Consider the following 21,349-nt stretch of genomic DNA (forward strand, 5'->3'; position numbering starts at 1 on the left):
GCGCAGGCTTCAGGCTTTGAGCACGATTGGTGGCGCGAGCAGCACCCATGTCGCCGCTTTCCTGTGCCTGGCGATGTGCAGGTCGTCCATGCGCGCCTCAACGCTTGTGCGGTGTCGGAAACGTCAGGCTCGACCCTCAATGTCGAAAAAATCCCACAACCGCTGCAATTACCGCTTCGGCCAATTAGACTGGCGCTCGCTTGAATTCGACCCACCGCTTTCGATGAGGCTTTCATGATTCGCGTGCTGCACCGGTACTGCATTGCCTTCACCGTTGTCCTTCTCTCCGCCTGCTCGGTGACGCCGCGCCAGGACGGCGTGTCGCAGACCGGCGCATCGGCGGCCGCCGCGTTGGCGTCATGGAACGACACGAAGACCAAACGGTCGATCGTCGACTTCGTGACGCTGGTAACGACGCCCGAGTCCAAGGATTTCATCCCGCGTGCCGACCGGATCGCTGTATTCGATAACGACGGCACACTGTGGCCTGAGCAGCCCGCCCCGGTGCAACTGGTGTTCGCGCTGCAACGCGTGAAGACGGTGGCTGCACGGCATCCGGAATGGAAGCGCCAGGAGCCGTTCCGCTCGATCCTCAAAGGCAATCTCAGGAGCGTGGCGGCAAGCGGCGAAGCCGGCTCGATGCGGGTGTTGGCGGCGGCCAACGCCCGCATGACGGGCGATCAGTTCGCCGCACTCGTGCACGAATGGTTCGATTCCGCGAGCGACCCGCGCTTCAATCGGCCTTATGCCGATCTCGCGTATCAGCCCATGCTCGAGTTGCTTGCCTATCTACGCGCGAATGGCTTCAAGACCTATCTGGTGACGGGCGGCGACGTCGAGTTTGTGCGCGACATGGCGCAGCGCATGTATGGCATTCCGCCCGAGCAGGTGATCGGCAGCACCGTCAAATACCGGTACGGCCAGAGTAACGGCGCGGTTTCGCTGACGCGTCTCGCGCAGGTCGACACGTTGCTCGACGGCTCGGCCAAACCGCTGGCCATCGATCGCGTGATCGGCAGGCGTCCGGTGATCGCGTTCGGTAACGCGGATGGCGACGCGCCGATGCTCGAATGGACCTCGGCAGGCGACGGCCCGCGGCTCGCCGCGCTCGTGCATCACACCGACGCGGAGCGCGAATACACATACGACCGCGCTGCGAAGAGCGGCAAGCTCGACAAAGGTCTGGACGAGGCCGGCGCGAAAGGCTGGCTGGTCGTCGATATGAAAGGTGACTGGAGAACCGTGTTCAAACCGGACGGCGCAACAACGGCCGCAACGGCGACAACGACCCGGGCGAACTGAGCCTGAAACGCGGAAGGCCGCTGGACAAGCGGCCTTCCGCGACTGTTTTCACTTATCACCGACGGCTCGTCTAGCGGCTCAGCGTAATAGCCAGATACGTGGCATACAGCACCCCGCAAACCAGCGATGCCCACACCGGCACGCCGCGCTCACGCACATTGACCCGCAGCCACGCCGCGGCGACGAGCGTGATTAGGATGCCGGTCACCACTTCGATACGCGGCACCCACGGCGTGAGCAGAATACCGATCGCGGGCAGCAGGGTGCCCTGAAACACCATCGCACCGGTGATATTGCCGAACGCCAGCGTGTCCTTGCCGCGGCGAATCCACAGAATGCTGTTGACCTTCTCGGGCAGTTCGGTGGCGATCGGAATGATCAGCAGCGAGAGCAGCAGCGGCGACACGCCGAGCGCTTGCGATACGCCGCGCACACCATGGATGAAGCCTTCCGCGCCCCACACCAGCAACGCGACGGCCAGCGCCAATTGCACCACGATGGTCGCGAGGTTGGTCGGCACGCCGAGGCGCGAGATCAGCATCTTGCCCGGCGCTTCAGTGCCGTGGCCGGCATCGACCAATTCATTCGATGCGCGGAAGGTCATCACCACATAGGTGACGTACACGCCGACCAGTGCCAGGCTGAAGAGCGCGCGCACGATCATCTGCTCATGCGGCACGTACATCGCGGCCGCTGCCAGTACGAACGCACACAGGAAATAGTTCAGGTCGCGCGTGAAGCCCGTGCGCTCCGGCGCGACCCAGCCGCGCGCGCCGCGCGAGCCGAGAATTGCGAGCGTCATGAGGAAAGTGGAGAGGGTGGAAAGCATCAGCGGTGCACCGAGAATCGCGCCGACGCCGATCTCCTGATTGACCGCGCTATCCGTCGTGCCGCTGGCGATCGCGAGCAGCGGCACGAGCGTCTCGGGCAACGCGGTGCCGACGGCGGCGAATAGTGAACCCGTCACGCCTTCGGAAATCTTGAGGCGTTCACCCAGATGCTCGAGTGCATTGGTGAAGAGCTCGGCCGCCACCAGAATGACGACGAGCATGATGGCAAGTTCGAGCAAGAGACCGGTCATGCGCGGCACTCCGTAATCACGCAAAGGCAGCGACGCGACGGACGGGGAGTAGGGGCGACTGGCAAGTTACGACGATGTTTCACAGGGCTACTCCGCGGTCGGACGTCGATAACAAACCAATGACGCACCGCCGCCCGTCCGACCAGAACGAGGCAGTGCGTCAATGGTCTCGCCAAACCGACCCGGTCGAACGCGCCATGACCCGCAGGCCAAGTATGTTGACGCGCTCTCCTTCAATGGATGAAGGAAGGCTACTCCCCAGTGACCGGGGGATTTTAACGGCAGGGGGCGCTTTCAACAACCTTGTTGCGGTGAAGGTGGTTGTTCGGGCTAATCGGTTAGCCAGGTGGGCGCGAGTTCAGCCGGTTAGTTGAAGTGATATTGCACGCCGATTGTGAAACTGTTATTCGTTCTTCGGGTGCCGTCGTGATTGCTGGTGTCGGTTGTCCATTCGCCTACCGCGCTCATGTGTTTTGCAAACTTGTATTCGACGCCTAAACCCCAGTGAGGGCGGATATCCGGCCAATCTGTTGTCAATCCAATACGGACATATGGCATGAACTGATTGAATGGCAGCCCTAATTTCGCGTCAAGTCCACCGTCCTTATAGGTTGTCGAGCCGTGATGCAGATCGGCAAACACTTCGGCGCCTGCAACGAAACGGTCGACGTCGAAGTTATATCCCGCCGTAAAACCCGGGAAAGCCGTGGTATGCGATGCTTTATTGACGACGCCTGAAGCATCGGAGGTATTCACACCCAACTTGAAGCCCACATAGGGGCCGGCAAACTCGCTTGCGCCCGTTTGAGGAGCCGCCGATTGCGCGTGGACGAGATTGCAAAGCATCATGATCGATGCGGTTAAAATCAGCCGGGTTATTTTGCACATGACCGCAATAAAACGATTGGCGCGCGGATAGATCGCGACGCCTTATTAATCAGTGAAGCGATGTAGAAATGCCGCTCCTAGGATATTCACGCGAGATGGAAATTGCATGGTCAAAACATGCTAATTAAGGGGATAGGATGGGGCTATGCGAAATGTCCGCATCGAGACCTTCAAACGTCCGATTCTTAAGTTGCGGAACAAATGAAGCGGGGCGTTTTCGGCCGAATCTGCAAAGGACATGCGAGCGTACGTAAGGCGTCGCCAAAGGACTATTTGCGGGAATGCGGGGCCTTAGGCAGCACTCGTGCGAACACGACCAGGCCGTAAAAACAAAAGGGCTTAGCGCATATTGCGTAAGCTGTGTCGTTACCCTACCGATGTCGCAAAAGACACCCTACTCATGTCGCTTACGTTCACCTGAGACGCGATTTCGGGGGATTTCCGGGCCTCGAACGGCCCGATTTGCGAGGGTGGACACTTTACCGATGTCGCACTTTCAAGAAAGACACCCTACAGGTGTCGCACTATGATTTCCCCGCAAAGCCTGTCAGAACAGGGCCTTGCGGCCTAGGTGCCTTCAATTCTAAGTGCCCAAGGCTGTTTGAACGGCATTGCTTCGAGCAAAAAACAGCCATTCCGCATATCAGGCTCTCGCAGGGCGCATTAGCGAAACGCCGCAACCCACAAATTCCTGTACATATATACAGTATAGCTGCGTGTCCACGCAATCTCAACTTAACGATTGCCATTGCCCTCTGAGGGCGCCACCGGCGGTGTTTCTATAAGCGGCAACAAGAAATGCGGGCAACATTCTCGTGTGGGGTCGTAGGAAAGCAGCAGGTACGCTTGCGTCATATATGAGCATCCGCGCTCATGCGCCAAGTATCAAGCGCTCAACCGCGCCGGCCGGATAGTCCCGCGGCCAACCTGCCGCCAATTCCCCGAAAGCACACCTCGCCGTATCAAGCACCTCAGCGGATTCATAGCCGCCGGACGCGGGGCGAATTGTCCTCAAGACCACTGCGGTGCAGCCCAGCCGGTCGAGCGCCCGTCGCAGGCGTTCGCTCATGACCTCAGTCAGCCCACGCTCCCTGCTCACAAGCTCGACATCGACCGCCGTGTCTGCCAACAGAACGGCCATGAGTTCCTGTCCCCGCTCGGACGCTCGCCAGTGAATCGAAGGTTTCGCCATCTTCTATATAGGCAGCCCATCTATACACGGCTGAAAACGAAGATGGCACAAAACGCGGATACTGTATATACATACAGTATCCGCACTACTTTCGCGAGAGCCCTTCCAGCAGCTCAACGGTTCTTCTAGCGTTGTCCAGCGCGCCTTCAAGCCCGGCCTCGGTATGTGGGTGGTCACTTACATACTCCGCAAGACGCTTGAGGCAGTGGTTGATGAGGTGCGTAGGCGCCCCGAGCTTCTCCGACTCATATCGGGAAAGCGTCGATTTGTTGACGCCGGTTAGCGCGGCGAACTCAGCTTGAGTGCTTTCGCCTCGCACCCATCGCAGGAGCTCACCTTGACTTCGAGGTGGAAACATTCGATTCAAAATGCTGTAGTAGCAATCATATTGCTATAATAGCAATATTCTGCCGTTCGAAGTCTATACTTCGTTTCAAGACTTTTGAGGTTCTAATGGCCCGTTCTGACCAAGTGAAAGCACTACTGCGCGCATATGCTGGTAACAATCACGAGCATTTCTACGCGGTTGCTATGCAGATGGCCGCGGACGAGGCTCATCGTGGCCACACAAAGTTGGCGGCAGAACTGCGTGACCTCGTCGATGCCGCGAAGGCGGGCAGAAAGCCCGGGCTGTCCTCAGTCCAAAGCAAGGGCGTCCAACGCGCTACTCCGCTGGCTCAACCGAAGGGCGAGCTTTCGGAGCTGCTGACAGTGCAATATCCGCAAGAGCATCTGCAGCAGATGGTTCTGTCTGAGGCGGTGCGCGGAAAGCTGGACCGTGTACTTCGGGAGCAACGGCATCATGAGCAGTTGCACAGCCACGGACTCAGCCCTCGTCGAAAGCTGCTTTTTGTTGGGCCGCCCGGTACCGGCAAGACAATGACGGCCGCCGCATTGGCCGGCGAGCTCCGTCTACCGCTGTTCACAGCGCGGTTCGACAGCCTCATTACCAAATTCATGGGCGAAAGCGCCTCCAAGCTCCGGCTGGTTTTTGAGGCGCTAAAATCAACGCGCGGCGTCTACTTTTTCGACGAATTCGATTCGCTGGGCCTTCAGCGCGGTAGCCAGCATGACGTCGCGGAGATGCGCCGCACGTTGAACATGTTCTTGCAGCTCATCGAACAGGACTCGTCGGATAGCCTTCTGATTGCAGCGACGAACCACGGCAAAGACCTCGACACGGCTCTTTTCCGGCGATTCGACGACGTCGTCAAATACGAGGCCCCCGACGAGCGCCAGATTGAAATGCTGCTGAGAAACAGCCTTGGTGTCTTCGGAACGCCGGACATCGACTACCCTCATCTCGCGCATGTCGGCAAGGGTGAATCGCACGCGGACATCGTCAAGGCGTGCCTCGACGCACTAAAAGACGCGATTATGGAAGGCGAGAAAGCGGTAAGTGAAGCGAGCGTCATCCGCCATCTGGAGGAGCGCGCTCAAGGCCGGAACATACATCCGTAAAAACAACATCCCGGATGAATTAATCGGGAAATCTTGCGTTAGACTCTCAGGCGAATAAAACAAATGAAGAACCTGAGAGAATGGCGGACGAACTTAAAAGTCACCTGTCCATTGATGGATTCGTGACATCGCTTGAATTTCGCTCGCCCTTGTCCGTGCAGCGCGAAAGCGCGCCGCAGCGAGACCGGGGAGCGCACGGCCAACGTCTGTTGGCTCAGCTTGAAGAGATTGCCGGCACCATCGTCGAGCTCGAGGAGACTCGCGAAGCTTTGGGATTGCCCGAGCGACGCGGGATGTCTATCGCTGTAGAGTTCAGCCCGCGCGGCTCTTTCGACTATGGAAAGGTCGAATGGAAGTCTGCTGGCATTGAACTGCTGGCCGTCCTCGCTCACACAAACTCAGACGTCGCCGTTTTGCACGTTCCCGATGGCAAGCTCTCCGCCTTCGTAAAACGTGTCACCGAATATCTCGAGAAAGATAATCTCAACGGCACAGCTCCGCAGAATGCAGCGCTCGTAAATGCGATTGACAACATCCGCCGCGCCGCCTTTACGGAGTTATGGACGGACGCGGTAGACCCGCCTGCGGACGAAGAAGCGCACTGGTTCCAGATTTGGCTGCGACACACGGGCGGCGCTCTCGCCGAAGTCGTAGCGGAGTTTCGCGATGAGGCCGCGAAGGTCGGCATCGATGTCGAGCCGGGTTTCGTTCGGTTTCCCGGTCGCGTGGTTGTTGCAGCGCATGCGACCCGCGCCGCAATTGAACAGGGCGTGGCCCTGCTCGACCTTATCGCCGAAATCCGATTCGTTCAGGAGAGCGCTGAGTTCTTTCTCAGCGGGTTGACACCCGCGGAACAGGCGGACTGGGTCAACGACCTTCTGGAACGAACCGCCTTCGCCGCCGACGACGGCGCACCTCATATTTGCATCCTCGATACGGGCGTGAACCACGGGCACCCGCTCCTGGCGCCAGCGCTCGGCGAAGCGGACCTTCACACCTACCACCCCGACTGGCAGAAGCAAGACCATGCAGGCCATGGCAGCGAGATGGCGGGCATCGCCGTTTATGGCAACCTGGCCATGGCCCTGAACACGGGAGATGAACTTGAAATCCCGCATCGCCTTGAATCAGTAAAGATTCTGCCGCCCGATGGGGAAACAGCGCCTCATCTCTGGGGCGCCGTCACCGCGGATTCCGTGGCGCGAGTCGAGGTTGATGCACCCGACAGGTCGCGGGTCTTCGCGATGATGACGACGTCGGTCGGCCACCTCCTCGGCGCGCCTTCTGAATGGTCAGCGACGGTCGACCAACTGGCGTTCGGCCGCTCCCCGATTGATATCAGCGGGTCAGCCGAAGAGGAAGAAGAGGACGCGCCTCACATACCGCGACTCTTTGTTCTATCTGCCGGCAATGTCCAGTGGACCGAATGGGGCACGTATCCGGACAGCAATGCATTGAGCCCTGTCCAGAATCCGGGGCAAGCCTGGAACGCGCTCACGGTAGGTGCTGCGACGTCTCTCACGGACATTAATGCCAGAAAGCATGCATCGCTCAAGGCCATTGCCGAGGCGGGTCTGCTCTCTCCGGCCTCCACCACGTCGGTGTTGTGGAGCAACACGCCTTGGCCGTTCAAGCCGGACGTCGTGGCTGAAGGCGGAAATGGGTCGCTTGACGGCGGCAACCAAGTGACAGTAGGCCCCGAGTCACTTCGACTGCTGACGACTTCCCATACCCCTGCGAAAAATCTGTTCGCAGACACGGGCGACACCAGTGCTGCGGCCGCGGAGGTTGCGCGGATTTGCGCACACCTTCGTGCACGGTATCCGGACTACTGGCCCGAAACGATTCGCGCTCTCGTCGCACATGGTGCCGAACATACGGAAGGCATGTATGCAACGCTTCCTCAAGAGCCCAAAAAGCTCGACAAGGAGAGGCTCCTCCGCACCTTCGGATACGGACTGGTGAGCCCAGTACAGTCCGAGTATTCGACTGCGCACAGACCGACACTCGTGGCTCAGCGGCAGTTCAATCCGTACTATCGCAAGCCGGGCGGTTCGATTGTGCTGGGCAAGATGCAATTGCACGACCTGCCTTGGCCAGCCGATGAGCTATTGCAGCTGGGCGAGGCTCAGGTTGAACTGCGCATCACACTCTCTTACTTTGTCGAGCCGAACCCGAGTTCGCGCGGCTGGCTCAGCAAGTTCCGCTACCAGTCCTATGCACTGCGCTTTGCCGTCAAAGGCGCGACCGAAGACGCGAACCAGTTCAGAGCCCGCATCAACAAGCTCGAGCGGCTGGAGATAGACGACAGCGGATTTGGTGACCCCGACCTTGCCCAGTGGAAATATGGCGCACAGTTGCGGGCACGCGGGTCCATGCACTCGGACGTCTGGGTCGGGACCGCGGCGAAGCTCGCCACGAAATCGCAAATTGCAGTGTTCCCCGTCGGCGGCTGGTGGAAAGACTGGAAGGAAGCGCGTCAATGGGATAGCGAAGCTCGCTATGCGCTTGTGGTCTCGCTGAAGGTCGCCGACGGAATCGATACGGACATCTACACCCCTATCGCGACCATCATTGCGCCGGAGACCGTCATCGATATCGATATCCAAGCCGCCTAAGACCTATTCAAACCAAGCCCGATAGCAGTGAGCTGAAGAAATGCTCCCGCTTAGATTTACGATAACAACTACAACATGCTTTTAACCTATACATCCCAAACCGGGCGATACGAATTTGTGAAAGATGGACATTATTCGGACTCCACAGCGAACACCTATACAAACAACACCGCCAAAAACGAGACCGCTACCCAGTTCCGCAGAACAGAAGTGTCGCTACAGATTCCCAACCGGATAGCGCCGCCGCGGTGACAATCGCCGCGGGCGTAGAAGTAGTTCAGGCACTGGTTGCGTGCTAATTGTAATATGTACACTTCTAGTTGCAGTTGCAGTTGCAGTTGCAGTTGCAGTTGCAGTTGCAGTTGCAGTTGCAGTTGCAGTTGCAGTTGCAGTTGCAGTTGCAGTTGCAGTTGCGACTAATCTTAAACTAACCTTGAAAGAGTATTGGCATGCGTTGGATTACAGCATTGAACTTGCACCAATGGGCCGATACCATCCAGGCGAGAACGGCCTTTCCTGAACTTGTCGCCGATTTAATTAGAGCGACTGTGACCAGCATCGCTGACTTCCGGTTTCCCAATGGCGACAAAGGACAGGTCAGAGGGTTCGACGGGGAATTGGATGCACTTGGCGTTGGGCCTTATGTCCCGGATGAAAAATCGATTTGGGAATTTGGGGTCACCGATGCGTCGAGTTCCAAGGCGACCAGCGACTATGAGAAACGTACTCTGCAAGTCGATGAAGCGACGCGCAAGCTAACTACATTTGTCTTCTCCTCACCGCGCGTCTGGGACAACCCCAAAGAGAAGCTAAGTGATTGGATTTCTGCGAAGCGTGACCTGGGGCAATGGAAGGATGTAAGGTACATCGATGGAGCGATGTTTGAAGACTGGCTATTCGCGTGCCCCGCAGTTGCGGCGCGTTGGGCCAGAAATGTGCTTAAGGTAATGCCGTCAACAGGAGCGCGCAGCACCGAGGAGTTTTGGCATGAGTTCGCAACTCGGTTTGCTCCGACGCTCGCCGAGGATGTTTTGCTCGCAGGTCGAGAAGAACAAGCCAAGGAGCTCCTTCGAGGTCTCAGTGGAGGCGCAGAAAGACCCGCCTACAGTGCTGACAGTCCCGATGAAGTCTTGGCATTCGCGATAGCGGCAATCCGGAAAGCCGAACCAGCGACGCGCTTTTTCTTTGAGGCCAGAACCTTAGTAGTCGACACGGAGGATGCAGCACGGTCGCTCGATGGTCGAACCGACCTTATCTTTCTCCCGCGAGGGCAAGCTCGGGGACTGGCGGGTTTCCTTGCTCGCAGCGCTCCTACCATTATCAGCGCGGGTGCGGACGAAAAGCGGACTAATCACGTACTCTTGAATCGCCCTTCGAGTTCAGCACTCGGGAGGGCGTTTGTAGCCATGGGCCTAACCGAAGAGGAAGGCTACGCGATTGCAAGACGCTGTGGTCGAAGTCTCGCCATCCTTGCGCGTCAGAGACCGAGCGGCACCGCCGTAACACCTGAGTGGATGGATAGCGCCGATGCGTTGCTGCCGGCACTGTTTGCTGGAGCTTGGGAAGCCGCTCGAAGCGCCGACCAATCTGTCTTGCGCACGCTTGCGTTTGACCGGGAGTATGAGGCGGTAGAGGCCCCCCTACGCAAGCTTGCCAAGCTCCAAGACCCGCCCGTAGACCGGCTTGGCGATGTCTGGACGATGCGTTCCTCGGTCGACGCATTCGTAAATCTTGGCCATCTGATTGGACCCGAGCACCTAAAGCAGTTTGCTGCGGTCGCGAAAACCGTATTTTCTTTCATACCGCCGACGCCGAGCGCGGATGACTTATTCGAAGCTCCATCCGAACGACAATTGAGCCATAGTTCGTGGCTCCGCGAAGGCATAATGACGATGCTTTTGCACATGGCTGTTCTGCATGAACAAGCTGATTTTTCCATTCCGGGGTCGAATCCCCAGCGGTTTGTGGACGATATAGTTAAGGGGCTACCCGGGCTTTCAAGCGACCACCGACTCATTGCCAGCCTCGAGCAGAATCTCGCGCTACTCGCGGAGGCCGCTCCAATCCCTTTTCTTGACGCCCTCGAGTGCCTGCTCGAGGGCGACGCATCGGCGATTCGACCGTTATTCGACGAGCAGAAGGGCTTCATTACCCCACGTACGTATCACACCGGCCTCCTATGGGCGCTGGAAACGCTGGCTTGGGACCCGTGTCTATTGTCACGTGTCGCGCTGTGCTTAGCGCGCCTAGCTGAAATTGACCCGGGCGGAAGCATATCGAATCGACCCATAAACAGCTTGCGCGAGATATTCCTGACGTGGAAACCTCATACGGATGCGCCTCACAAGACGCGGGTCGCAGTTCTCACTCAGATTATCCAGAAAGTTCCGGCCATCGCTTGGCCGCTGCTTACCAAACTTCTGCCTCAATTTCACGACACATCGAATCCGACAGCTCGACCGAAGCTCCGAGAGTTTGACGCGGAGCGCGAGGAAAAGCTCACATACCGGTTGGTTTGGGAGACTCAGAGTGCCGTAGTAATGCTTGCTCTTGCGCATGTTGGGCATGATGTCGACCGTTGGAGCACGCTAATAAGAGCTTTTGGTAACTTTCGGCCCGAAGTTTTCGAGGAAACCTGTATTCGGTTGAGCCGGGTGTTTGCTGATACATCTGGCAGCCTGCGCGATGACATCTGGGACACGTTGCGAAAAGAAGCTAACCGCCATCACGCATTTCCCGATGCTGAATGGGCGTTGGGTGCAGCTCAGCTATCTCGAATTGACGCACTCGTGGAAGAGTACCGGCCAAACGACCCGTCGCTTGAAAATACTTGGCTGTTCGACGAATGGCTACCTACAGTTGCGAAATCGTTTGCGACAGAGTCGGACCCTTGGGCCGAAATTGAGTCGGCACGCCTCAATGCTCTGAGGGAGATTGTGGCGCAAGGCGGCGTCAGCGCGATAGTTACACTTCTTAATCGAGTCAAGCTTCCCCATCAGGTTGTCGGCGCAATACAAGCGTTGCGTCTGTCACAGGACTTATCTATTGAATTGGTGCGCATGACGCTGGCGTCCAGCGAACAGCTTGACTTCGTTGTAGCCGCTCTGGTCGCGGACGGACTTTCCCGATACGGGGACGAGTTCATAGAGACACTACGGTGCGTCGTTGACGATTTAAAGCTCGACCCGACGCGCGTCGCAAACATGCTCATGGGATTGCCAGAAAACGGCGATACGTGGGCTCTGGTGGAAACTTTCGGGGAGGATGCGAATACCTCCTACTGGACCCGCAAGCAGCCAGTCGAGGTGAGGGGCGACAAAGAGGTCTTGCTTCGAGCATTCGATAACTATGAGGCGAAAGGGCGACCGATATCGGCTATGCACGTTGCGTCCCGGCGCTTGCCTGATGTGCCGACGGGGTGGCTAATCCGTTTACTCGATTCCGGTACGCGGGAAATCAACGCGTCTGGTAAGAGTGTGGACACGATGACTCAGTACGTCGTGGAGCAGGTGTTCAAAGAGCTTGAGTCAAGGGACGACGTTGAGCCAATAGATGTAGGCAGGCGCGAGTTTGCGTATCTCCCATGCCTTGACCAGAGAAAAAGGCCACTGGTATTGCATCGGCTGCTGGCAGAACAGCCCACGCTCTTTATGGAGGCTATCTGCGTTGTGTATAAGCCATCCGACGAAGATGCCGCGCAGCTCACGGAAAGCGAGCAGCGAGTCGCTATTGCCTCATACGAGTTACTCAGTGGCATAGGAGTAGTCCCTGGGCAGAACGGTGACGACATCGATGAAGCCGCGCTTTTAAAATGGTGCGAGGAAGTCCGTCGCCTAGCGGCGGAGGCGAAACGAAGTGATGTTACCGACTCCCGTATCGGACACCTTCTTGCGCACGCACCAGCGAGCAAAATTGATTTTGCTTGGCCACATGAGGCGGTACGGTCCGCTATTGAGCTGTTTGCATCAGATGAACTCGAAAACGGCCTGATGATTGAGCGGTACAACATGCGTGGCGTATATACCAAAGCCGTAGGCGAAGGAGGCACCCAGGAGCGCGCTTTGGCCACGCAATCGCTCGAATGGGCGAAAGCAATGCCCGAGTTTCCTCGGGCAGCGGCGCTGATGAGACGCATTGCTGTGGGATGGACACGTGACGCCGAGCGCGAAGATTTGCAGGCGGCCCAGCGACTCTTACGCGATTAAGCTTAAATTGCTAGGCCTCGTTGCGCGGTTCTATGAACACTGATGAAAGGTTGTTCTGCCGGACAATTCGAAAACTATCGAATGCTGCCCTTGCTTTGAAAATCTCGACTCGCGTTCCCGTCGGCTTAACTGCTTCCGCGATGGTCTGGACGCTCGCGTTACACCGGGCGCCTAGAATGACTTCTCTTAGTTTTATATGCGGCTCGAAGTTCAAATAGTACTTTCCGTCCTCTGGAGCCCTTTGGTCAAGTCGCGCAAACAGACGCCATTCTCGTTCATACGACCAATCTTTAAACTTTGTCGTGAGGATGGCATGCATCTGCTCTTCAAGTAGTTTCTTTCCGTGACCAATATGCTCGAGCAGTCCAGTTATTCGGTCTTCCTTGTAAGTGACCTCGTACGCGTCTGCTCCATCCAAATCGAACCCTATGCAAACTCCCTGATGCTTATTGCCGTAATGGGCCCACATGACTGGACTCTCCCACGAACGCGATGTGCAAAGCATCCCGATGCTTTGTCTCCAATGTGAATGCAGCATCTGGTACGCACGGCGGGCGGTCCTTTCCCCTACGGCTGCCCCTAGTAGCTCGAACGGGTCATTCAGCTCGGCAATGGTTGAAAGCTTGAATCGCTCTTCGCGAAGAATTTTTTCGGCCCATTTGAGCTCGGTCAGGTAGTAGAGTCGCATACTTTTTCGCGCGGTCTCGTGGGTGATTTGTCGACTGCGACAGTTACGTCGAGGCGGGACGTTTCTGAAGCAACTTACTGCGGGTGCAAGTCATTGCATTTGAAAACGATTCGAGAGTTCTATCAACATTGACAAGTCCATGTCGCCTGACATCCTCGGCTGCTCGGACAATTTCGTTAGCACATCACGCGTGCCATACGGCCAATTGTTCGCATTTTTTGATAGAACAGCGGACAGGATGTCACACAGCTCTTTCGGATGGGTGAATATAGCTTCATCGACTTCGGCGTTGTGGTAAAGCGCCATAGACTGTGTGCGAAGCCTGACCACCCGCGGGATGACCAATGGGGCGAGTTCAGCAAGTCGTTTTGGAAGAGCGAGACAAAGCTCCACGAGCCTCTCTGACATTTGCTCTGTGCGAACTGATTTCTGCCTTGGCCATACCGAATCAAGGAAGTGGAGAACGAGGTCCGCGAATGGAGACGTCTGGTCTTGTGCCCAGTGCTTTAAGTGAATCAGTACCATTGTTCGCAACTCATCGTGCGCGTGAATGAGAACCTCGCGCAGCTCATTGTCAGTGACTTCCTGCAGTTCCGAATTCCTGCGATTCCGACCCCAACCGGCAAGGACCATTGCAGCTAGCGCAGTAGCCTCCCCCCGTCGCGAATCCTGCCTAGCCGCTAATCGAAGGAAGTGAGGTTTGAGCAGCGGATATAGTTCGAGCTGCGGAATCTTGCTCGTCCATAGATAGCCGGCCCAAAATGCACGGTGCTCGGCCGAATCTCCTTCGCGATATGGCAGCAATCGGTCTTTCGTCCAAACTGGACCGACGTGGAAAAGCCAATTCAATCGGGCAGCCACGAGGACAATCACGTGTATTTGATGCTCTGTGGGCAGTTCCAAAAGGTCTGAAACCTTGTCCAACCATATATCCTGAATGCCCAGTAAAGACGCAGGGTCTTTGTAGTCAGGATGGCCGAACCAAGTTTGCACCAACTTGCCGGCGACGCTATTCAAAGCCTTGCCCACCCAATCATGGTCCTCGGCATAGGTAGTATTTTCGGAGGCGGTCGCAGTCAATGAGCGAAGCATTGCTGCCCACACTAGCTCGAATGCCTGTGGGCAGTGTGCCCATAGTCGTTCGCTATGAGTTGAAAGCCACTCGGAGACAGAATGTTGTATCTCCGCCAGCTCTTGTGGGCTTAGACGCGCAATGCGCCCCGCGACAACCATCAGGAATCGGCTGGACACATTCACAGACGAGCTGCCGTCGAGGAATTCGACCCACGCCCAGGCGACGAATTGCTCGTGGCGGGACTCGTGAGTGAGCACGCTAAGTGCGCGGGCCGGCCGCTTGGCTGATAGCCCCCGAAACGGACGGTACATAACCGTCGAACGTATTCTGAACTGCCGCTTTGTTACTGCAGCGGCGAGCACTTGGTCGATAGGTAGCGAATCGAGAGCGACACTATCGTTGTCAACGACTACCGACGTAGCTTCTCCCACAGACGGGTGTCCCACGAAGTCCAAGGCTTCTTCCGTCCAGCCGGTCGCAATGGCACGTAGAGAGACGACGACCGCTGCGGTATCAAATCTAAACGCGACGCCGTGGTCTGCTAGCCAACGAATGCGGTTTAGCCGATAGTACGCCGCAATTTCTTCATGGTCAGAACGTTCTTCTGCATAGGGAAAGGGGCCGTTGTGAACTTTCGCCGCTAAGGAGCCAAACCGCTTTCGGCATAAAGGCGCCAGGGACTTTTCGGCGTTTAGGCGCCACAAGTCTTCCGGCGTATAGGCGCCAGTAGATTTTCGCCGTAAAGGCGCCACTGGCGTCTGAGTCGGGCGCTCGAACTTCGCCAACCGCTACTCTGCCGGCACGCATTTGCTCCGGAGGGTGGCTTGAAGAGGAAGTTCGAGATGTACCAATATCGACAGGTTCTGGTGCGAATGCGCCAGGGTGACTCCGACCGGGATATCGACCGGTCGAAGATCATGGGCCGTAAGAAGCTGGCAGCCGTGCGTGAGATCGCAACCGAACGCGGGTGGCTTTCTCCGGGCAACGCTCTGCCGGATGACACGCAGCTCGCTACAGCGTTTAGTCGCAAGGAATTCCTGCCAGCGAGCTGTATCTCGTCAGCCGAACCATGGCGCGAGCAGATTGCACAGTGGCACGACGCGGGCGTGCCCGGCACGACGATTCACGGCGCGCTGGTGCGCAACCACGGCTACGAAGGAAGCTACTCATCCGTATACAGGCTGCTTCAGCAGTTGAAGGCGGAGCTCACGCCGGACGTACCAATGCGGCTGGAGTTCAAACCTGCCGACGCCGCACAGGTTGATTTCGGCGCAGGTCCGACCATCACCGACGCGCATACCGGCGAGATCCACAAGACGTGGTTCTTCGTGATGACGCTGTGCTGGTCACGGCATCAGTACGTTGAATTTGTCCGCGACCAGAGTGTCGACACATGGTTACTGTGTCATCGCCATGCCTTCGAGTGGTTCAACGGCGTGGTCGCACGCGTCATCATCGACAATCCCAAGTGTGCCATCGTCAAGGCCTGTATCTACGAACCCGAAGTCCAGCGGGCCTACGCGCAATGCGCCGAAGGGTATTCGTTCAAGGTCGATCCTTGTCCGCCGAGGGACCCGGCTAAAAAAGGAATTGTCGAATCGGGCGTCAAATACGTGAAGTCGAGCTTCCTTCCTCTTCGCGAATTCCGTGATCTTGACGACGCCAACCGGCAAGCGCAAGCCTGGGTGATGCAGGAGGCCAGTACCCGCACGCATGGCACGACGCGCGAGGTGCCGCTCAAGCGTTTCGAAGATGTCGAACAGGCGCTGTTGCTGCCGCTTCCCGATGTGCAGCCCGAGCTGGCAACCTGGGCGCGCGTGAAGGTCCATCGCGACGCCCATGTGCAATTCCAGCGCGCCTACTATTCCGTGCCGTTCCGGCTTGCCGGTAAGGATCTGTGGCTCAAGGCAACCGCCACCATGGTGCAGCTCTACTACGAGCACGAACTGTCGGCATCGCATGTCCGGCAGACTGCGCCGGGAACGCGTAGCACGGTGGCCGATCACATGCCGCCAGCCGCACAGGCCTGGCAACTGCACGACACCCAATGGTGCCTCAGAGAAGCGCAGCGTATTGGGCCTTCCTGCCACGCGCTTGTTCACGCACTCTTCGGCGATCAGGTTCTCATCAAGCTGCGCGCCGTACAGGGCGTGCTGCGCTTCGCCCAGCAGTTCGGCGCGTCTCGCCTGGAGGCGGCCTGCCGTCGCGCGAATCATTTCGGCACGCCAAGCTACAAAGCCGTCAAGCTGATCCTGCAGAAAGGCCTCGACCAGAGCTGGCTGTCGACCGAACCCGCTGAATCGAGCGCGACCACCTACACCCACGGCGGGCGCTTCTGCCGCGATACCCAGACCCTCCTGATCCATTGAACATGAATCCAATTCCCGAACTCACGTCTTCCCTCAAGCAATTGCGACTGTCCGGCATCCTGGACACGCTCGAAGCGCGCAACCGTGAAGCCATCGACCGTAAGCTCGCCTATACCGACTTCCTGACGTTGCTCATCCAGGACGAGATCGCACGGCGCGATCATCGAAAGCTCGACGCCCGCATGCGCCGCGCGAACTTCCGTGGCCAGAAGACACTGGAAGGTTTCGACTTCGACCGCCTGCCCAATCTCAATCGTGCTGTCGTCCATGATCTGGCGACCTGCCGCTTTATCGATGAGAAGGTCAGCGTGCTGATCGCCGGTCCATGCGGAACGGGCAAGTCGCATCTGGCGCAGGCACTGGGCCATGCCGCCGCCCGGCAAGGTCACGATGTCCTGTTCATGACCCAGACCCGGCTTCTCGGCGCGCTACGCAACGCGCAGGCCGTGGGCTCCTACGAACGGCGCTTCCAGGCGCTTGCCAAGGTGCCGCTGCTCATCATTGACGACTTTGGACTGAAACCCATGCGCACGCCCGAAGATGAAGACTTCCACGATCTGATCGCCGAACGGTACGAACGTACATCGACCGTCCTGACCAGCAATCTTGATTTTACGGAATGGGGGGACGCGTTCGCGACCAACAAGATGCTCGGCGCCGCAACGCTTGATCGCCTGCGACATGCCGCGTACCGCGTCGTGCTCGATGGCGAGAGCTACCGCGTTCCTCGTCCGATGCCCGAGAGCAACAAATCAGCACTTGCGAAAGGAGGTAAAAACAAGGATTCTTGATCCCCGTTCGAGCCCCGAATCAGGCGCCTTTCACTGGCGCCATTACGCCGAAAACACCCGGCTCCTTTACGGCGAAAGGCAACAGCCGTCGACTAACCGCGCCTCGAGCGTACAAATTGCTCTCTCGGGCAAGTCATTCCATCGAGTCTTCAGGGAGATTAAGAGGTCGGTTTCACAGGAGCTCAGCCAGAAAGTGTCATCGGCGACTGTCGACAGGATTGTTGCTGCTTCGTCGGGCGTAGTAAGTTCCTCGCGCCCTGCAGCCCAAATGAGCAGCCTCTCGAACACAGCATTGTCGCGCGGCCATTGTTGCAACTCGTTTCGCGACGCGATTACATCTACCTTGTTGAGGTCCAACAGCATTGTTGCAAATAGTCGCACATGGCCAGTCAATCCGTTGTAGTTTGCATCCAGGACGTGGCCTTCAGCATTGGACACTGCATCAAGGTGCAATCGGTCATGACCGTTCACTTCTGCTTCTAGGTCAACTGCCTGCCGAATGGCCTCCCGCAACGCGCCGACGGCTCGTGCGAGCATGTTGGACGGGAACTTAAAAGGCTCGTGTGGTTGGTGGTATTCGACGCTAACTCTGATAAGTTCATCAACCGCGCAGTTTTGATTGGCAACAGGGGCCACACTGTTGAATGGTCGGGACGCAACTAGGCGGGGGTTATATATTGACATTGCCAAGCCGACTGTTGTCTTAGACCAGCCGTCTATGCTGGCGGCCCGCTCCACGGTGTATCTATCGCTCTCCGCATTGACTTCTGGCTGTCGCCAGCACCGAAGCAAGATGCGCCAGCCCCGCCGGAGTGACGGCGAATAACGGTCAGAATTGTGTACTAGTGAGCGCTCGATGTCGCGCGCAATCGACGGATGCAACGATTGCTGGCCCGCGGCCCACCACAAGGCAGCCGGCTGATGTGCAATCCTGCAAAGCCACCAGCCCAGATGTCCGAGCCGGGACGGCAGCGTCGAACTCTGCAAGTGGCTTGAACGAACAGCGGAAACCGCTGACTCGGGGAGATTGTCTCTATCTTCGACTGTGGTCAAGAACGCATCCCACGCCTCACTCGGGACGTGACGTGCTTCCAATCGATTGTTCGTGTTCGGAGGTTCGGGTTGAGCATCGCTGTCGATGCCGTAGTCATCGAATGGGTCATTCTTGTCATGCGTCTCGGAATGCCAGTACAGACCCGGAAGCGCGTACCGGGCGGTCCGGTCAAAGACGCTCAGCCACTCAGCCGGCAACGTCAACGGTGACTTCGCAAGCACCTCAGCTCCTGTTTTAGTAGCCGCAAGATGCGCTACCATTCCACGTTCATGTTTCGATAGCTGCACTGGTCCCGCTTGGCCGGATTCGATTACGCGTCGGTACCAGCCGTCCATATCTTTGGCCCTTTCCGCCCACGCCGATAGGGTGTTCCACAAGCCCGAATAGTTGTCTGAGCTGTCGAATGTAAGCGGCGTGACCCCTCGGTGAGCCCACTGTTGTTTTGCTCGAAGTTCATCGCCTGAATGAAAGGCGAAAAGCGGATGGGCGGGGCGCTTGAATCGATTGAGCGCTTCAAGAAGGTATTGGACTGGCGGGTCGTCCGCCGCATATCCGACAAACACGATTGCGAACCGCTGCAAGAGCGCCAGAATGTATCGGGTAGCCCATCCATCTGATAGATACGCATGACCGAATTCGGCGCTTGAGAGTACAAACTCGTCGCCATCAGCATGTTTATATTGCTCATCAACGCGACCGTGCAGATGGATGATTCCTTGGAAATCGTTCTCACGTTGCGGGTCGGGGAGATGGGGCGGAGTGAAAGAAGGGATGCTTGAATTGCATTCTTCGAATAGGCGGTCAAAATTTGTGGTGACAAGTCGCGGAAGCGAGCTTCGAGTCCGCGACAGGTCTAGCAAATCCCGATGTGGGCCGAGCGTGTGATTAGGAAGAGGTCTAAGCGCGGTCGCCACGGCTTCTCGAATGTCCGCGAGTTCGAATTCTCGTTCAAGCAGCCCGAACACTCGGTCGTAGGCCAACAAACCTCGAACACCCGACGTTTTCTCTGCGCCTCGGGCGTTCCTCAAAAGAGTCCTGGCTTCGCTGTCTCCCGCAGAACCCAAGACCCGTAGCACGTTATCGGTGAGCGTTGCGAAGTCGGGTAATCCCGCTTCGGCTCTTGAAACGCCGGCTCCGCAAAAGAATAAGACCTGTCCTGCATCGCGGGCGACCAAAAGGTCGTCCGGTATCGATGGGCCGTTGGCAACGAAGCGCATTGTGGTCCCCGGTGTCGCGTATCAATGGATGAATGGAAGGTGTGATTCGAGAGTTCCCATTTTGCTCTCCGAGCCATTCATCGCTGAGCGCGTGAGGGTGCTGGCTGCGAGCCAATTCACGCGCTTCGTCCATCACGCGGAGCATTGCCGGCACAAGGAAGTCATCCTCTTCATTGTCAATCAAATCGCCCATAACGACTACTCCGATTATCGAATCGGCAAAACGTTCGACTGCATTCGACGACTGCCCCTTGCTCGAACGCATCTCCGTGGGCCTGTAATTCTCCTTCACCAATGCGACGGAAACAGTCAAAGATGACACGGCTTTTTTGTAGCGCAACGGATTTACTTACTTCACGGCCACCGCTGCTAGGACATGGTGCACAACGACCCACTGCCTCCTGTTGCTCCGCACGGAGGGCACGGAACACAGACGAACAGCACGTGCGTACAATGCTGTCCAGTCCATATTTCCGGCGATACGCGCCTGTAGTGAATCCATGAGCACTCTGACCGTGAAGCAGCACCAGGTTCCTGATTTCTATCTGTCTCAGTGGCAGGGCGAGAAAGGCACGGTTCAGTGCTACGACCTCATAGACAACAAGCACTTTACGCCGGCGCCAAAGAACATCCTTGCCGGCCGGTACTTCTACGAAGAAGACCCGGCGAATCCGGACAACCGGATGGAAAACCACCTAGCCGAGATGGAGCACGAGTCTGCCCGCGTTTTCAAAAGCCTAGCGGCGCTCGATTTCTCGGACCTTTCACGGTATGACATGCGAGGGTACTCGTTGCGGGCGACAGAAGCGCTAACTAAAGACGTCTGCCGGACCATCAAGACGTTCGCCAACTATCAGTATCTTCGCGTACCCGGTGTCATCGCGGCCAAGCGCAGCGAGCTGGAGGCTTCCGCGCTCAACCGTGACGAACTCGACCATCACCTGAACCCTGCCCGGTTCGTGGAATCCGGGGTAGCCTACACGCAGGGCCGCTTCCAGTCCCTCAGACTTCAGGTCAGCATCTCTCAGGAAGAGGATTTCATCACTTCCGACTGGCCATGCTTCGACATGATGGATTCGGAGATGGCTCCAGCAATAGGCGAAGACATCGGCAGGCAGCCTGGAGTGGTCTGCGTCCTGCCTCTCAATCCTCGAATGGCAGCTATCTTCTTCGCGGAGGGTCTCGACCCGAGGGCTAGCCGTGTGCCCCAGGGATTCGCAACGGTCATTTCGCCGGCCGAGGTGCGGAACATGAACATGCTCGTCATCCAGCAGGCCCAACGCTACGTGGTGACCCAAAAGCCGGCCAGCTTCGTCTTTAAGATAGCGGCCCGGCGAAAAAAGGCATCCGCGGGCCGGCCAAAGTAGCAAAATGCCGGACAGCAAGATTGTCCTGAAGAGGCTCGCTA

At 57.5% G+C, this 21,349-nt stretch carries 13 protein-coding genes and 1 riboswitch; of the genes, 8 read left to right on the forward strand and 5 right to left on the reverse strand.

The features are described 5' to 3' along the window. The first annotated feature begins 234 nt into the window (after positions 1–234). The gene (locus BPHYT_RS19160; protein WP_012434757.1) at positions 235–1,302 is read left to right on the forward strand and encodes an HAD family hydrolase; all 1,068 of its coding nucleotides are present in this window, start codon (positions 235–237) and stop codon (positions 1,300–1,302) included. Between the two features lie 70 nt (positions 1,303–1,372). Here the strand turns inward: BPHYT_RS19160 and BPHYT_RS19165 are convergent, their stop codons facing one another. Both BPHYT_RS19165 and BPHYT_RS19170 read right to left on the reverse strand, forming a co-directional pair. Beyond that, a complete protein-coding gene (locus BPHYT_RS19165; protein ID WP_012434758.1) occupies positions 1,373–2,383 on the reverse strand; it encodes a sodium:calcium antiporter in 1,011 nt (336 codons plus the stop codon). Between the two features lie 100 nt (positions 2,384–2,483). Continuing rightward, a riboswitch (yybP-ykoY riboswitch) is annotated at positions 2,484–2,655 on the reverse strand. 94 nt (positions 2,656–2,749) lie between these two features. Then, positions 2,750–3,271, reverse strand: a complete 522-nt coding sequence (locus BPHYT_RS19170) for an outer membrane protein (RefSeq protein ID WP_012434759.1) — start codon at positions 3,269–3,271, stop codon at positions 2,750–2,752. Positions 3,272–4,916: 1,645 nt separating this feature from the next. Here BPHYT_RS19170 and BPHYT_RS19185 point away from each other — a divergent pair. From BPHYT_RS19185 to BPHYT_RS38925, 4 genes are all read left to right on the forward strand, one after another. Continuing rightward, a complete protein-coding gene (locus BPHYT_RS19185; RefSeq protein ID WP_012434762.1) occupies positions 4,917–5,924 on the forward strand; it encodes an AAA family ATPase in 1,008 nt (335 codons plus the stop codon). 80 nt (positions 5,925–6,004) lie between these two features. Continuing rightward, on the forward strand, positions 6,005–8,542 hold the full coding sequence (locus tag BPHYT_RS19190) for a S8 family peptidase (RefSeq protein ID WP_012434763.1): 2,538 nt from the start codon (positions 6,005–6,007) through the stop codon (positions 8,540–8,542). A 292-nt stretch (positions 8,543–8,834) separates the two neighbouring features. Continuing rightward, positions 8,835–9,062: a hypothetical protein gene (locus BPHYT_RS38260; RefSeq protein ID WP_148225099.1), complete on the forward strand. Its 228-nt coding sequence runs from the start codon at positions 8,835–8,837 to the stop codon at positions 9,060–9,062. Between the two features lie 28 nt (positions 9,063–9,090). Beyond that, positions 9,091–12,747 (forward strand): hypothetical protein, encoded by a 3,657-nt coding sequence (locus BPHYT_RS38925; RefSeq protein ID WP_193372813.1) that lies wholly within the window; start codon positions 9,091–9,093, stop codon positions 12,745–12,747. A 10-nt stretch (positions 12,748–12,757) separates the two neighbouring features. Here BPHYT_RS38925 and BPHYT_RS19200 read toward each other — a convergent pair whose 3' ends face one another. Then, positions 12,758–13,435 carry a DUF2971 domain-containing protein gene (locus tag BPHYT_RS19200; protein ID WP_012434765.1) on the reverse strand — a complete coding sequence of 226 codons (678 nt, stop codon included), beginning with the start codon at positions 13,433–13,435 and terminating at the stop codon, positions 12,758–12,760. A gap of 90 nt (positions 13,436–13,525) precedes the next feature. After that, positions 13,526–15,295, reverse strand: a complete 1,770-nt coding sequence (locus BPHYT_RS19205) for a hypothetical protein (RefSeq protein ID WP_012434766.1) — start codon at positions 15,293–15,295, stop codon at positions 13,526–13,528. Between the two features lie 57 nt (positions 15,296–15,352). On the opposite strand from BPHYT_RS19205, the gene istA reads away from it, so the two are divergent. Next, a complete protein-coding gene (istA, locus tag BPHYT_RS19210; protein ID WP_012428256.1) occupies positions 15,353–16,879 on the forward strand; it encodes an IS21 family transposase in 1,527 nt (508 codons plus the stop codon). A gap of 2 nt (positions 16,880–16,881) precedes the next feature. Next, complete coding sequence (istB, locus tag BPHYT_RS19215; RefSeq protein WP_012428257.1) at positions 16,882–17,670, forward strand: IS21-like element helper ATPase IstB; 789 nt, start codon at positions 16,882–16,884, stop codon at positions 17,668–17,670. Between the two features lie 66 nt (positions 17,671–17,736). Here istB and BPHYT_RS19220 read toward each other — a convergent pair whose 3' ends face one another. Continuing rightward, entirely contained in the window at positions 17,737–19,941 is a 2,205-nt protein-coding gene (locus tag BPHYT_RS19220) for an SIR2 family protein (protein WP_012434767.1), read from the reverse strand. 500 nt (positions 19,942–20,441) lie between these two features. Here BPHYT_RS19220 and BPHYT_RS19225 point away from each other — a divergent pair, with 500 nt between their 5' ends. Then, positions 20,442–21,308 (forward strand): DUF4238 domain-containing protein, encoded by an 867-nt coding sequence (locus BPHYT_RS19225; RefSeq protein ID WP_012434768.1) that lies wholly within the window; start codon positions 20,442–20,444, stop codon positions 21,306–21,308. Positions 21,309–21,349: the final 41 nt, after the last annotated feature.

This window comes from Paraburkholderia phytofirmans PsJN, from assembly GCF_000020125.1.
GTDB lineage: Bacteria > Pseudomonadota > Gammaproteobacteria > Burkholderiales > Burkholderiaceae > Paraburkholderia > Paraburkholderia phytofirmans.